The organism is Streptomyces sp. NPDC041200, assembly GCF_055591805.1.
On the sequence record NZ_JBVIZF010000001.1, the window covers coordinates 193,098 to 207,323 of the forward strand.

15 protein-coding genes are annotated in these 14,226 nt (G+C 71.9%); 7 read left to right on the forward strand and 8 right to left on the reverse strand.

Features of this window, described 5'->3' with window-relative positions:
- Window positions 1–37: 37 nt before the first annotated feature.
- The 5 genes from ACZ6CL_RS00950 to ACZ6CL_RS00970 form a co-directional block, all read right to left on the reverse strand.
- Window positions 38–643: a ClpP family protease gene (locus tag ACZ6CL_RS00950; protein ID WP_468929486.1), complete on the reverse strand. Its 606-nt coding sequence runs from the start codon at window positions 641–643 to the stop codon at window positions 38–40.
- A 4-nt stretch (window positions 644–647) separates the two neighbouring features.
- Window positions 648–1,289 carry an ATP-dependent Clp protease proteolytic subunit gene (locus ACZ6CL_RS00955; RefSeq protein WP_468929488.1) on the reverse strand — a complete coding sequence of 214 codons (642 nt, stop codon included), beginning with the start codon at window positions 1,287–1,289 and terminating at the stop codon, window positions 648–650.
- Between the two features lie 113 nt (window positions 1,290–1,402).
- Complete coding sequence (locus ACZ6CL_RS00960; RefSeq protein WP_468929490.1) at window positions 1,403–2,221, reverse strand: endo alpha-1,4 polygalactosaminidase; 819 nt, start codon at window positions 2,219–2,221, stop codon at window positions 1,403–1,405.
- Between the two features lie 70 nt (window positions 2,222–2,291).
- On the reverse strand, window positions 2,292–3,185 hold the full coding sequence (locus ACZ6CL_RS00965; RefSeq protein WP_468929492.1) for a phosphorothioated DNA-binding restriction endonuclease: 894 nt from the start codon (window positions 3,183–3,185) through the stop codon (window positions 2,292–2,294).
- Between the two features lie 44 nt (window positions 3,186–3,229).
- Window positions 3,230–4,366, reverse strand: coding sequence for a substrate-binding domain-containing protein (locus tag ACZ6CL_RS00970; protein WP_468929494.1), 1,137 nt, complete (start codon window positions 4,364–4,366; stop codon window positions 3,230–3,232).
- A 331-nt stretch (window positions 4,367–4,697) separates the two neighbouring features.
- On the opposite strand from ACZ6CL_RS00970, the gene ACZ6CL_RS00975 reads away from it, so the two are divergent.
- The 4 genes from ACZ6CL_RS00975 (at window position 4,698) to ACZ6CL_RS00990 (ending at window position 8,868) form a co-directional block, all read left to right on the forward strand.
- Entirely contained in the window at window positions 4,698–7,319 is a 2,622-nt protein-coding gene (locus ACZ6CL_RS00975) for a sensor histidine kinase (RefSeq protein WP_468929497.1), read from the forward strand.
- A complete protein-coding gene (locus tag ACZ6CL_RS00980) occupies window positions 7,300–7,776 on the forward strand; it encodes a roadblock/LC7 domain-containing protein (protein WP_468929499.1) in 477 nt (158 codons plus the stop codon). The genes ACZ6CL_RS00975 and ACZ6CL_RS00980 overlap by 20 nt, the downstream gene beginning before the upstream one ends.
- Window positions 7,777–7,880: 104 nt before the next feature.
- Window positions 7,881–8,300 carry a DUF742 domain-containing protein gene (locus tag ACZ6CL_RS00985; RefSeq protein ID WP_468931206.1) on the forward strand — a complete coding sequence of 140 codons (420 nt, stop codon included), beginning with the start codon at window positions 7,881–7,883 and terminating at the stop codon, window positions 8,298–8,300.
- Complete coding sequence (locus ACZ6CL_RS00990; protein WP_468929502.1) at window positions 8,248–8,868, forward strand: GTP-binding protein; 621 nt, start codon at window positions 8,248–8,250, stop codon at window positions 8,866–8,868. The genes ACZ6CL_RS00985 and ACZ6CL_RS00990 overlap by 53 nt, the downstream gene beginning before the upstream one ends.
- 35 nt (window positions 8,869–8,903) lie before the next feature.
- Here ACZ6CL_RS00990 and ACZ6CL_RS00995 read toward each other — a convergent pair whose 3' ends face one another.
- A complete protein-coding gene (locus ACZ6CL_RS00995) occupies window positions 8,904–9,626 on the reverse strand; it encodes a hypothetical protein (RefSeq protein ID WP_468929505.1) in 723 nt (240 codons plus the stop codon).
- 256 nt (window positions 9,627–9,882) lie between these two features.
- Entirely contained in the window at window positions 9,883–11,136 is a 1,254-nt protein-coding gene (locus ACZ6CL_RS01000; protein WP_468929507.1) for an MFS transporter, read from the reverse strand.
- A 93-nt stretch (window positions 11,137–11,229) separates the two neighbouring features.
- On the opposite strand from ACZ6CL_RS01000, the gene ACZ6CL_RS01005 reads away from it, so the two are divergent.
- Window positions 11,230–11,610: an ArsR/SmtB family transcription factor gene (locus ACZ6CL_RS01005; RefSeq protein WP_468929510.1), complete on the forward strand. Its 381-nt coding sequence runs from the start codon at window positions 11,230–11,232 to the stop codon at window positions 11,608–11,610.
- A gap of 63 nt (window positions 11,611–11,673) precedes the next feature.
- On the forward strand, window positions 11,674–12,414 hold the full coding sequence (locus tag ACZ6CL_RS01010) for an MBL fold metallo-hydrolase (RefSeq protein ID WP_468929512.1): 741 nt from the start codon (window positions 11,674–11,676) through the stop codon (window positions 12,412–12,414).
- Here ACZ6CL_RS01010 and ACZ6CL_RS01015 read toward each other — a convergent pair.
- Window positions 12,401–13,255, reverse strand: coding sequence for a class I SAM-dependent methyltransferase (locus ACZ6CL_RS01015; protein WP_468929514.1), 855 nt, complete (start codon window positions 13,253–13,255; stop codon window positions 12,401–12,403). The genes ACZ6CL_RS01010 and ACZ6CL_RS01015 overlap by 14 nt on opposite strands.
- A 150-nt stretch (window positions 13,256–13,405) precedes the next feature.
- On the opposite strand from ACZ6CL_RS01015, the gene ACZ6CL_RS01020 reads away from it, so the two are divergent.
- Complete coding sequence (locus ACZ6CL_RS01020; RefSeq protein ID WP_468929516.1) at window positions 13,406–13,990, forward strand: TetR/AcrR family transcriptional regulator; 585 nt, start codon at window positions 13,406–13,408, stop codon at window positions 13,988–13,990.
- Window positions 13,991–14,226 lie beyond the last annotated feature (236 nt).

The window sequence follows — 14,226 nt, forward strand, 5'->3', positions numbered from 1 at the left end:
CACGGGGCGCCCCTCACCCGGACGGCCGGTCACGACATCAGGCGGCGCGGACCAGCCGCCTCGACAGCACCTCGTCGGCCAGCCCGTACGCCACCGCCTCCCGCGCCGTGAACACCTTGTCGCGGTCCATGTCCGCGCGCAGCGTCGCCACGTCGTGCGGGGTGTGCCGGGACAGCACCTCTTCGACCTGGGCGCGGATGCGCAGCATCTCCTTGGCCTGAAGGCTGAGGTCCGACACCGTGCCGCGCGTCCCGCCGGTCGCGGGCTGGCCGAGCAGCACCCGGGAGTGTTCGAGGACGAACCGCCGCCCGGGGTCGCCCCCGGCCAGCAGCACCGCCGCGGTCGAGGCCGCCTGGCCGACGCAGAACGTCGAGATCGGCGCGGTCACGAAGGTCATCGTGTCGTAGATCGCCATGAGCGAGGTGTACGAGCCGCCCGGTGAGTTGAGGTAGATCGCGATCTCCTGCTCCGGGCTGGACGACTCCAGGTGGAGCAGTTGCGCGATGACGACGTTGGCGACCCCGTCGTCGATCTCCGTGCCCAGGAAGATGATGCGCTCCGAGAGCAGCTTGCTGTAGATGTCGTACGCGCGCTCGCCCTGCGTGGTGCGTTCGACGACGGTCGGAATCGTGTACTGGCTCATGTCCTCAGATCCCCATCCGCCGTCGCGGGGCGCCCGGCCGCACATCGCTCAGCGACTCCACGATGTGGTCGACCATTCCGTATTCCTTGGCCTGTTCGGCCGTGAACCACCGGTCCCGGTCGCCGTCGCGGGAGATCGTCTCCTCGCTCTGGCCGGTGTGCTCGGCGGTGATGCGCTCGATGGCCCGCTTGGTGAACTCCAGGTTCTCGGCCTGGATCGCGATGTCGGCGGTCGTTCCGCCGATGCCCGCCGACGGCTGGTGCATCATGATCCGCGCGTTGGGCAGCGCGTACCGCTTGCCCGCCGTCCCGACCGTGAGCAGGAACTGCCCCATGCTCGCCGCGAAGCCCATGGCGAGGGTCGCGACGTCGTTGGGGATCAGCCGCATCGTGTCGTAGATCGCCAGCCCGGCCGTCACCGAGCCGCCCGGGCTGTTGATGTAGAGGCTGATGTCGGTCCGCGGGTCCTCCGCCGACAGCAGGAGCAGCTGGGCGCAGACCCGGTTCGCGGAGACCTCGTCGACCTGGGTGCCGAGGAAGACGATCCGCTGGGTGAGGAGCTGCGCGGCCAGGTGGTCGTCGAAGCGTGAGGGCGGCGTATCGCCCTCCTCGGCGCGCGGGCTGTGCGGGGAAAGGGGTGCTCGCATCGGGCCTCCCAGGGGTGACCGTGGTGACCCGCGGCGGACTTCGCCGCGGTCACTTCACTGTCGGCCCGTGGGCGCCGCCGGGGGAGGTTTCTCTGCCCGCGGCAGATCCGCCGTCAGCAGACGCCGCGGACGTACGCGTCGTCGTCCGGCGTGGAGACGTCCACGTCGCGGCGTACGACGGACAGCCGGTCGGCGAAACCGTCGCAGGCCTTCGCCATCCCCTTGTCCTCGTACTCGACGACGACCACCCGGTTGCGGAACGGCTTCGCGAACGCCTCGCACTCGTCGTAGCGGCCGCACTCTTCGACGACCGCGAAGTCCAGACCCGTCCGCGCGCGGCGCGGGGCGAGCGGCCCGGTGTTCTTCTGCGCGATCGCGAGCCCCAGGTCGTGGGCGCGCCGCGCGAGCAGGGAGACGTACGCCGTGGCCTGGTCGGCGGTCAGCAGGTCGGGCCAGCGGGTGAAGGTGTCGAGATTGTCGGGCTCGACGGCGTCGAACCCCTTGTCGGCACACTCCTCGAACCACGCCCCGACCTTCTCGGCCGCCTCCTCGCGCTTCGCCTCCGTGGTGATGTCGAGCACCGACTCCCCGTCCCACTCGGGGTCCTCCACGACCTCGCCCTCAGCGTCGTGCAGCAGCAGCCGGGACGGCCACTTCTCGTCCGGCTGGGTCTGGAAGGCGTTGACGTAACAGACGTTGTAGACGCCGGGCGCCGGTTCGTCCGCGCGGTCGCGGGCCACGATCTCGACGCCCTTGGGCGGTGGGTAGGCGCCCCCGATCTGGTAGTCCCAGTCGGCGCCCTTGGGCGGCAGCTTCACCTCGGGCGCTCCCTTGTCCGCGGAGGAACCGCACGCGGGCAGCGCCGCGATGGCCAGGGCGGTGAGGACCAACGCGACGGCGGACCGCGAGCGCGCGGCGGGGGAGCGGTGCATGGGAACGATTCTCTCAAGACCGATCAATGCCGAAACGCCGGGCCTTCACCCCGTGCCCGCCTCAACCCCCCTATGCCACCCGCGCCTTGCCACGGAAGACCTGCTTCGCATGCCAGTCGACGTTCTCCGCCGAGACCGGGGCACTGCCGCCCTGCGGCCCGGTCAGCGGCCGGTCCACCAGGTCGAGCACCTGCGTCCGGGCCGCCTCACCGCGGCCGGTGAACTCCCGGGAGACGATGACGCGCCGCCCGCCGTCCAGCCCCAGCACCCCTCGGTCGAACAGCTTGTGGTGCAGGGAGCACAGGCACAGCGCGTTGGAGAGGTCGTCCGCGCCCCGGAAGGCCCACCACCGCACGTGCGCGGCCTCCAACCCCACCGGCACCCGTCCCATCGCCCCGTCGAACCCGCAGAACGCGCACCGGTACTCGTACGCGATCAGCACCTCCCGCCGCAGCTCGGCCGCGCGCCGCCGGTCGCGCACCGTCACGGTCGCCCGCACCGCGCCGTCCGCCGACTCCAGGTCCAGCCCGACCGCGGTGGCGATGTCGGCGTGGAGCGAGGGCGGGAAGTGGGTCTCCAGGAGGACGTGCGCCAGCCGCCCCAGCAGCTCCGGCTCCGTGACCAGCGCGGACCGCAGCCCCGCCACCAGCCGCCCCTCCGCACCGCTCGCCCGCAACTGCCCCACCCCCGAACCGGGACTGGAGCCGCCGTCGGCCGTGCGGACGTCCCACACCCCGTCATTGGTCAGGTGGTGGAAGGGATATGAGGGCGAGGTGTCGTGGGGCGGTCCGTAGTCCCGCAGCAGCTCCTTCAGGTCCCGCTCGATGTCCGAGTAGCGGAGCGCCTGGTCGGGGCCCTGCTGGAACCGCCCCAGGGCGTACAGCATCAGCAGTGGCTTGTGCGGGGCGCGCACCCCGTTGTTCGCCCACTGCCGCAGATTGCCGACCCGTTCGATCCAGTCCATGCGCCGGACCGTAGTACGGACCGTAGAGTGCCCGGAACGGCGGCTCAGCGGCCCCAGATCTGGCGGTATGCCTGACGGTATCCCTCGGAGTCCCAGGACAGGGCGCCGCCGCTGTTGGCGGCGGTGGTGACGTGGACGGGGGTGACGTAGCCGCTGGCGGGCCTGTCCGCGAAGGCGCGGTTGAACTCGTCGACGATCTGCCAGCCCTGCTCGGACAGCGGCTCGGGCACGGTGGCGGCCTGGTACTGCTTGCCGTTGATGCGCTCGAAGGCCGACGGATCGCCGTCACCGGCGCCGATGGTGTACGGGGCGCCCGCGCCGTCCTTGCCCGCGGCGCGCAGGGCGGGGGCGGTGTGGCCGAAGTACAGGTCGTTGATGGCGGCGGAGTACGTCCACTTGTCGCCGAAGCGGGAGAGCAGCGAGCGGACCGCCCCGATGGCGCGGCGGTTGGCGTCGGGGATGGGGATGTTCTGGTAGCTCAGCAGCTTGACGTCGGAGCAGGTGGCCAGCTCCTTCTTGATCAGGTCCGACTTGCGCTTCGCGAACGGCACCGTGGCGTCGGTGAACAGGACGACCCCCGCGCGGCCGTTCGACCGGGCGATCATCCAGTCGGCGCTGATCTTCGCGACGTCCTCGACCCGGGAGGTGATGTTGCTGAACAGCTCCGGCTGTTCACTGGGGCCGGGGGCGTCGGTGGCGTGCCAGCCGATCAGCGGAATGCCCGCCGCCTTGGCCTCCTTGGCCTCGCTCGCGGCGACTTCGGGGTCGAAGCCGCCGATGACGATGCCGTCCGGCTTGAGGTCGAGGGCCTCCTTGAACGCGGAGCGGATGCCGCTCGGCGTGCCCTGGCCGTTGATGGTGCGGGCCTTCCAGCCGAGGATCTTGGCGGATTCTTGCACGCCCTGGGCGACTCCGGCGACCCCGGGGTTGGTGAGGGTCTGCGCGATGAAGACGATGCTCTTGCCGCGCCGGGCCGTCGGCCCGCTGGTGGGGCCCTTCCACGGCGCGTCGACGTCCTCCGCCTTGGCGACCGCCCGCTTGGCCTTGGCGAGGGTGGCGGGGCAGCCGGGCTCGGCGGGGCGCGGATGCGTGGCGGCGGTGCCGGATCCGGGTTCGCAGCCGGTGGTGGCCACGGCCAGGAGCGCGGCGGCTGTCAGGACCGACTTGCGGGTGGCGTGCACGGGTCTCCTCGCGGGGCACAGACGGTTCGGGGCCGGGGTGGGGCCGGGGGTGGGAGCAGACAGATTACGGGTGGCGGCGCCCCGCCGGGCAGCCCCCGGGAGCGAGCGGAAAGCGACGGGGCAATGGCCTAAACCCGACAACCGTGGATCTTCGGTAACCGTTGTCGGTGGATGTCTTGCCAGCGTGCGCACACACGGTAGTGTTCACGGCCGGTTGGACGTGTGGCGCAATCCAGTCGCTCTGGTCGCTCGCTACGAGGGCGCTGGACGTCGCCGGCGCCACGCTCCCCGTCGTCGGCGGTCGGCAACAACGACACCTCGGTCACCGCTCATGAGCACATCGAAGGAGGCCCGGGTGTCGGTGGACACAGAGGCGCCGCGACGCGATCCGGACCCGTCCGGGCGCGCCCCGCGGGGCCCCCGGTTCCGTCGCGGGGCGTACGCACTCCTGCGCGGCGACGCCCTCGACCGGTGGCCGTTCCGGCGCAAGCTCAACGTCCTGGTCGTCGTGCCCGTCGTGGTCGTCGGCGTGCTGCTGGGCGTCGGCGCGTACGACCAAGTGGGGCAGGCCCGGGACGCCGACCGGACCGCGCAACTGGTGCGCGACAGCGAGCAGGTCACGCGGCTGATCAACGACATCCAGGCCGAGCACCGGCAGGCGCTGCTGCTGGCCGTGCAGCAGGAGTCGGCCCGGCCCGGCGCGCAGCTGCCGTCGACCGTCGACTACCGCCGGACGCAGCGGGCCACCGACGAGCAGACCACCGCCGTGCGTTCCGCGTTCGGCTCGGGGCTCGCGCGGGAGGAGCGGCGGGCCCTGGAGTACGTCCGTGGCCTCGGCGTGCTGCGCGACAAGGTCGAGCGTGGCTCGGTCCCCGCCGCCGGTATCGACCCCGCGTACGCCAACGCGGTCGGCTACCTGATCGACGGCATCGGGCTCGACCGGCTCTCCGGCTCCTCCTCGTCCTCGGTGGTCGAGCTGCTCGACACGGTGCTGCGCGCCGACGCCGCCCACGCGGCGTTCGAGAGCGGCGTGTTCTCGGCCCAGACCCAGGACGCCAACCCGCTCACCGAGTACACCCGCGCGGCCGGTGCCCACCGGATCTTCCAGGAGCAGAAGGAACGGTTCGGCAGAATCGCCGACCCGGACCAGGTCCTGCGCCTGGACGGCATCGAGCGCAGCGCCGAGGAGAACGGCTTCACCGCCAAGTTCGCCGAGCTGCAGATCGACCCGGGCTCCCTCCAGGGCCAGTCGCCGCGGCAACTGCGCACCTCCATCGCCGCGGGCACCCGGCAGGCCGAGGACCGCCTCGACGTCACCCGCTCCCTGACCGGGCAGATCGCCGCCCACGCCGACAGCCTCTCCCGGGACGCCCTGCACAAGGCGGTGGCCCTGCTCGGCCTCGCCGTCCTCGGCTTCGCCGTCTGGCTCGGCTTCTCCTTCCTGGTCCGCCGCTCGGTCGTGCGCCCCCTCGCGGCCCTGACCGGTGCCGCGCACCAGGTCGTCGAGGTGGCGGGCGAGGAACTGGCCCGCGTCGAGGACGAGGACGACGAGTCGGCCGACAGCACCCCGCTGCGGCCGCGGCCCATCCCCGTCCCCGTGCGCGACGAGATCGGCGACCTGGCCGAGGCGTTCAACCAGGTCCAGGTCACCGCCGCGGCGCTGCTGGAGAGGCAGGTGCTCAGCCGCCGCAACGTCGGCGAGATGTTCGGCAACGTCGGCCGCCGGGTCAGCAACCTCACCACCCGCCAGCTCACCCTGATCGACGCCGTCGAACGCGAGGAGACCGCTCCCGACGTCCTGGAGCGGCTCTACCGCATCGACCACATCGCCGTACGCCTCCAGCGCAACGCCGACAGCCTGATGCTGCTCGCCGGGATCCGGGAAGCCGAGCTGGACGCCCAGCCGACCGCCCTCGCCAACGTCATCCGGGCGAGCCTCGGCCGCATCGAGGGCTTCCAGCGGGTGTCGCTGCGCTCCGAAACCGAGGTCACGGTCGCGCCCGACATCATCGGTGACTTGACGCTGATGGTCGCCGAACTGCTGGAGAACGCGGTCGCGTTCTCCCCGTCCGACACCCCCGTCGAGGTCGTCGTCCGGCCCGGCACCGACATCACGGCGGACGGCGGCGCGCTGATCGAGGTCATCGACCACGGTCTGGGCATGGGCGCGGAACGCCTCGAAGAGGAGAACGCCCGGCTCATCCGCCGCGAACGGCTCGACCTCGTCCCCACCAAGGTGCTCGGCCTGTTCGTCGTCGGCAGCCTCGCCCGGCGCTGGGGTGTCCGGGTCACCCTGAGCCGTACGCCGGGTGGCGGGGTCACCGCCACGGTGTGGATTCCGGACGCGCTGCTGATGACGGCGAGCCCCACGGACCCCTCCGGGCCGCCCCCGGTCACGGATTTGGCCCGTACCCCGGCGGCGTCCGCGCCGGTCGCGCCGGTCGCCCCGGCCCGGGCCACGCCGCTGCCCGTACGGACGCCCGCCACCCCGCCCGCGTCCCCGCTCGCGCCCGAACAGGGCTCGGCGGCCCCCGCGCAGCCCGGCGGCCTGCCCCGGCGGATCCCGAACCGCAAGGGCGCGGAGCGAACGCCCCAGGAGACCGCTGCGGACGCTTCCGCCGCACAGGAATCACCCACCACGCCGGAACCGGCCACCGACCGGAATTCGTCGTCCTCCGCGGAGAAGCCGCCCGCCGCGTCCACCTCCCGCCCGCTGCGACGGCGGGTGCGGGGCGCGACGCTCGACAAGACCACGCCCCCGGCCTCGCCGGACCGGGGCATCGGGGACGTCCGCCCGCCCGTCGACGCCGATGCCGTCCGGTCGGAACTCGACGAGTTCGAGGCCGCCGTACGCAGGGCACAGCAGGACAGTGCCACCACCCCGACCGAACCCACGCCATTGCCGCATCAGCAACCCCGGAAGGAGTCGGGCAGTGACCACGCCGACAGGTAAGAGCAGTCCCGCTGGGCAGGAACCCACCGATCTGCGAGCAGCCGCGGCCGACTTCACCTGGCTGCTCGACCGGTTCGCCACCGACACCGCCGGTGTCGTCGACGCCATCGCCGTGTCCTCCGACGGCCTGCTGATCGCCGTATCCGAGCTGCGCGAACAGGCCGACTCCGAGCGGCTCGCCGCGATCGTCTCGGGCGTCACGAGCCTGGCCGCCGGGGCCTCCGGCAACTACGGCCTGGGCGGCCTCAACAAGGTCATCATCGACCTGGAGGGCGGCCATGTGCTGGTCTCGGCCATCGGCTGCGGCGCGGTGCTCGGCGTGGTGACGTCGAAGGAGGCGAAGCTCGGCAACATCGCCTACGAGATGACCCTCTTCGCCAACCGGGCCGGGGCCGCGCTCACCCCCCAGCTCGTACTGGAGCTGAAGAAGAGCGCCGGCGCCCCCTCCATCATCTGACGCGTTGCGGGCATGCAGAAGGGGGGCGTGTGATGGACACCGGTGAACCAGAACGGCCCGAGCCGGATGAGCCGGACGGGCCGGACGAGCCGGACAGCGCGGCCATGAATCCGAGCCCGGAACCGGACCCGGACCTGGAACCCGCCCCCCGCGCCTCCGCGATCCGGCCGTTCCTGCTGACCGCGGGCCGGGTGGCGGGCGGCGGCACCGCACCCCCGCTCCCGGTCGAGGCGCAGGTCGTGGCGACGTCGGACGGGCTCTCCGCCCTCCGCACACTCGCCTTCGAACGCCGCGACATCGTCGCCGCCTGCCGACGCCCGCAGTCGGTGGCGGAACTGTCCGCCCGCCTCCGGCTGCACCTCAACGTGGTCCGGGTCCTGGCGGAGGACCTGTGCACCGCCGGACACCTGGCGGTCCACGTTCCGGACGCCAGGACAGTCCAGGACATCTCCGTACTGCGAAGGGTTATCGATGGTCTCCGTGCCGTCCCCGACTCACGGGGCACACTCCGCGACAGCAGCTGAGCCCGAACGACCTCCGCTGCCGGTCAAGCTGGTCATCGCGGGCGGCTTCGGAGTCGGCAAGACCACGGCCGTGGGCGCCATCTCCGAGATCCGCCCGCTGACCACGGAGGCCGCCATCACGGAGGTCGCGGCGGGCGTGGACGACCTCACCCACACCCCCGGCAAGACCACCACCACGGTCGCCATGGACTTCGGCGTCATCACCATCGACCCGACCCTCAAGCTCTACCTGTTCGGCACGCCGGGCCAGGACCGGTTCGGCTTCATGTGGGACGACGTGGTCCAAGGCGCCCTCGGCGGCCTCGTCATCGTGGACACCCGCCGCTTGGACGACTGCTACGCGGCCGTCGACTACTTCGAGCACAAGGACATCCCCTTCGCCGTCGCGGTCAACGCCTTCGACGGCGAGGTGGAGCACGACCTGGACGAGGTCCGCTGGGCGCTGGACGTCTCCGAGCACGTCCCGCTCACCGTCTTCGACGCCCGCGAGACGGGCTCGGTACGCGACGCCCTGCTGGTCGTCCTGGACGTGGCCCTCGCCAGGGCGAAGGCCGCCGAACCGGCCTGAAGCGGGCCCCTGTGGGCCGGGCCCGACCTTACGCTTCAGAACGGCAACGCCGACAGCCTGTTCAGCCACAGAATCGTCGGAACGCCACAGGCGACACCCCAGATACCGCTCACCATGAACGCGGCCAGGGCGATCCCCAGCCAGGCCACGCGCGTCGGTACGAGCACGCGCGTGGGGTCCTGTGGGTCGTAACGGATCTCGTCCCCGCGGCCCCGCAGATGCGCGTGCGCGGTGACCTCATGGCCATCGAGGGTGCGAAAGTGCACGCGGTAGCTGCTGGGGCTCTCGCTCAAGAGGTCGGTTTCGAACCTCGCGCGTACGGTGACGCCCCGGCGCCATATCACCCACCGTGTGTCGAGTTCGGCCATGCCCACCCACATGCGCAGCATGCCGATGCTCAGCGGCAGCGACAGCCAGGCCAAGAGCCCCAGGCCGCGCGGCTCCACCGGTAGCCAGGCCAAGAGCACCAGGCCGCGCGGCTCCACTGGCAGCCACACAGCCGGCGGCAACCCCAGGACCACGTACCAGAGGGCGCGCCGCCACCACGGACTGCCATGCAGCACCCGATCACGCAGACCCGTCAGTACCCGCACGGGCCAGACGGGCACCACCTCCCGGCTGACCGGCCGGGGGCGCTCCGCGGGCCCCGCGTCGCCCATGATCGCCTCAATGTCGGCGCCGAGCGCGGCGACCACCGCCGCATCGCGGTGCCGGACCGTCATGACCCCACCGCCCTGGGCATCGTCGACGATGACCACGGTCAGCGACCGCCCGGCGGCCTTGACTCGGCGGACCCGCGCCCCCGGCACGGTGACGGCCGTACGCCCCCGCCTCCAGTGCAGCGCGCCCCGCTCCACCCACACCCGGGTCCGGCCGCGAGTCAGGACAACTCCTGTTAAAGACTCAGGATTCGATTCCCCCACAGCAGTGGATCCTAGGGCCGTCAGGCGGCGGACACACCCTCCGGGCACGGAGTTCTTCGTCTGTAGGCTGACGCCGCACGGAACCGTTCGCTCACCCGAGTTCACGTGCCCGCCCGCGGCTGCCGACGACCACGATGCCGCCGGCCGCGGCGAGGGCCATCAGGACCAGGCCGAAGAGGGTTGCCCCGTCGGTCAGCCCCACGGCGTCGCTGAGGTAGCCCGCCGATACCGGCAGCAGACCGGCCGGAACGTAACCGCCCACATTGAGCGCCGCGTTCCCCTCCGCCAACCGCTGCGGCGGGACGGTGGAGTTGAGCAGGGAGAGGCCGCCGAGCTGCCCCATGCCCTGGCCGGCGCCGGCCAGCAGGGCGGACGCGATGAGCGCGGGGATCCATGAGGTGCGGACGGCGGCGATGAGCGCGATCATGCTCAGGGCGGTACTGACCGCTCCCGCGGTCAGAATGGTGCGCCTGGGCAGCTTTTGCACCGCGAACTGCACCCCGGTCGCGGCGAGGAACATCGCGAACGCCATGGCTCCGGCGACGATCCGGCTGTTCGTACCGAGCAGACCGGCCAGCAGCGACGGGCCGAGTGAGAGCACGAAGGACGTCGCGGTGATGCCGGGCGCGAACACCGCGATGCCCAGGGTGAGTTGTGGAGCGTTGCCGTGCGGTACGCCGGGTACGCGCACCCACTTCCCCTTCGCCGGGGGTGCCGCTGGGCGCCGCACGGGCATGCGCAGCACGACGAGGATCGCGGTGATCAGCAGCGCGGCCTCGACGATGAAGACGGTGACGGTCGGCGCGGGAAGAGTCTCGGAGAGAACACCGGCGAGGAACGGCCCCAGCCCGGCCCCGAAGACCATGGCACAGGAGGCGAGCAACGCCGCGAGCCGCCTGCGGTCCTGCCCGGCCACGTCCGTCACGGCCGCCATACCCGCCGAGACGACGGCGCCGACCGCGATGCCGCTGAACAGCCGGGCGACGATCAGTGCGACCACGGTGTGGGCCGTGGCGAAGATCAGGCAGGCGGTCACGGCGAGGGCGAGCGCGGGCAGCAGTACGGGCTTGCGTCCGAGCCGGTCGGACAGGACGCCGGAGACGAGCAGGGAGCCGAGCAGCCCGACGATGTAGAAGGCGAAGACCACCGTCAGGGTGCCCTGGGAGAACCCGATGTCCCGCTGCCACAGCACGTACAGCGGAGTCGCGGCGTTGGACAGGACGAAGACGGCGGTCACCGGCCACGCGGCGAGCCACACCCACCAGGTGGGAGCCGCCGCCGGGGCGCTCGTGTCCGAGCGCCCTCCCTCTCTCCCCTCCACGGGCACCGTTCGACTTTCCACCATGGCCGCTCCCTCCAGCGCAGTACGAGTTAAGTCGAACATAGCATGCAGTACGATTGGACTCGTACAGTCGATTCGGGATGCGAGGAGCCGCATATGCCTTCGACGGTGGGTCCGCCTCCGGCCATCAAGGTGCTGCCCGAACCCGCGGGGCTGCCCGAGCCGCTGCCGGAACCGGCGGTCGAAGACCTGCGCCTGGAAACGGTGCTGGGCGCACTGAGCGACCCGCTGCGCCTGCTCATCGTGCGCAAACTCCTCCTGGAGTCGGAGCAGTTCGACCACCCCTGCGGCTGGTTCGGGATCGACCGCCCCAAGTCCTCCCTCACCCACCACTTCAAGGCCCTGCGGGAGGCGGGCATCACCAGACAGCGGCAGTACGGCCTGGAGCGCCGCAGCCACGTACGCGTCGCCCACCTCAACGCCCGTTTCCCCGGTCTCCTGGACCTGGTGGCGGCGTGGACACCGGACGCCCCGTGACCCCTTCGAGCTGGTCGTAAAACACCTGCTCACCGCCGAGGAACGGCGCTAGGGTCCCGTGTCATGCAACTGACCGTTCTCGGCGGCTGCGGAGCCTGGCCCACCGCGGGCCAGGCATGCAGCGGCTACCTTGTGGAGTACGCGGGATTCCGCCTGCTGATCGACCCCGGCTACGCCACGCTGCCGCGCCTGCTCCGGTACAGCACCGTCGACGCGGTCGACGCCGTGCTGATCAGCCACGGCCACCCCGACCACTGCGCCGACCTCAACCCCCTGTTACGCGCCCGGGGGCTGAGCGACGACCCGCCGCCGCCCCTGCCCGTCTACGCCCCGCACGGGGCGGTCGACGCCGTGCTCGCCCTCGACAAGCCGAGCATGCTCGCCGGGGCGTACCGCCTCCACGAGTTCACGCCCGGCGACCGGTTCGACATCGGCCCCTGCACCGCCGACACCTGGCTGCTGCCCCACTTCGTCCCCAACGCGGGCATCCGGCTCACCACGCCCGGCGCCGTACTCGCCTACACCGGCGACACCGGCCCCAGCCCCGACATCCCCCGCCTCGCCCAGGGCGCCGACCTGTTCCTGTCGGAGGCCACGTACGTCCACCAGGTGCCGACCGGCGACGCCCCGTACCTGCTGACCGCGCGCCTGGCCGGTCAGTACGCCCACCAGGCGGGCGCCGCCCGCCTCATGCTCACCCACCTCTGGCCGGGAACAGACCCCACAGCCGCACACACAGCGGCGGCGGAGACCTTCGCGCACCCCATCACCATCGCCACCCCCGGCATCGTCACGCGCCTGTGAACCGGTCCGCCGTGACGAGCCACGAGGTGCCGCGCAGCCGGACGGTGCCGTCCTCCGCCTCGTGGGGACGCAGATGTGCCATCAGGTGGCGGCGGGCACGGTCCCGTTGGGACGCGTCGGCCTGTGCCATCAGGTGGCGGCCGGGGCCCGTACCGAGCAGGAACTCCGCCGCGTCCTCGGCCCCCTGCCCCCATGCCCCGTCCGCCTGTGCCTGACTGACGGTGATGCCGGTGAAGCCCGCCGCGGTGAGGACCTCACGGATGTGGCCCGGGTCGGCCAGGGAGAACATGCCGGGCAGTCTCGGCTGCCCGAAGCCGCCGAATGGCACGATGTCGCGCAGCGAGGCCATCGCCACCGCCCAGTCGTTGAGCAGGGCATCGGCCGGGCAGACGAACGCCAGGCGACCGCCGGGCCGCAGCGCCCGGCCGACATGGGCGAACGCACCGACCGGATCGGCGAAGAACATCACCCCGTAGCGGCTGATCACCGCGTCGAACGCCTCCGTCTCGAAGGGGAACACCTGGGCGTCGCCCTGGGCGAAGGAGACGTTGGGGATGCCCTCCCGCTCCCTGCGGGCCCGCGCCTCGGCCAGCATCGGGCCGGACAGGTCAAGGCCCAGTACGTGTCCTTGGGGTGCCCTGAGCGCGGCGCGGCACGTGGTGTGCCCGGAGCCGCAGCCAAGGTCCAGGACCCGATGAGCCGCCGTGATTCCCGCGGCGTCGAGCAGTGGTTCGTCGAAGCCCTCGTTCACGGCGTTCCAGCGGTCGTGATGGCGAGCCCAGTGGCTGCCTTCGGGGCCGTTCCACGCTTGGGCCTGATCCGTGTTGACGACGTCGGGCACGGTGCCTCCTGTGATGGATGCCGCAGAATGGGCGTACGCCCAAACAGTATGGGCATCCGCCCAAACCCGCAATCTCCGCTACCATCAACGGCGTTCCGCGCTGTGCGCGCGACCGAAGCGGAACGGAAGAGCGGAACGGAAGAGAGGCCCATGTCACCGCGTGGAGTGGCGACGCCGGACGTGTGCGAGCAGCTGTTCTCGGCCGCCGAGCGCGTCGTGGAGAGGTCCGGCCCCGGCGCACTCACCAGCCGGGCCGTCACGACCGAGGCCGGTTGCGCGAAGGGGCTGCTGCATACGCACTTCGCGGGCATGGACGAGTTCGTGGCCGAGCTGTGCCTCGACCGGTTCGCGCGGACCGCCGCGAAGGCGCGGGCGCTGTCGGACCTCGCGGGGCGGAACACGGTGACCCGGAACCTGGACGCCGTCGCCCTCGCCCTGTTCGACTCCGGCGGCCCGGCCATTTCAGGGCTCGCCCTGTCCCGCCCCGGCGCCGCGCTGCGCATCCGCGAGGCCCTGGAAGCCGGGGCCCCGGGCTTCGGCACGATCCAGGAGGCCGTCACCGGCTATCTGCACGCCGAACAGCGGCTCGGCCGGGTGGCAGGGACAGTCGACCCGGACGCCGTGGCCCTGGCCATCGTCGGCGCCGCCCACCACCTCCTGATGACCAGCTGGCCGGGCACGCCCGACCCCAGGCCCGCCATGACCCGCCTGGTGACGGCGCTGGTGGAGGCCTGAGTTCCTCCGCGAGAAGACCGACAGCCCTCGCGAGGGTGGGGGCGCCTCGACGTCGACCTCAGTACCGCTGTCGGCCACCCGGGTAACGGACCGCTTTTCGGCACTCCGGCGCGTCGACAGGGGCGGATTGCCCGTCGAGGGCGTAGCACAACGCGGCGTGTAGCTGCTCCGCTTCCACTCCCGTCAGTACCAGCGAGCCCAGGCCGACGGGCCCGGGGCGCAGCACATGAACCGGC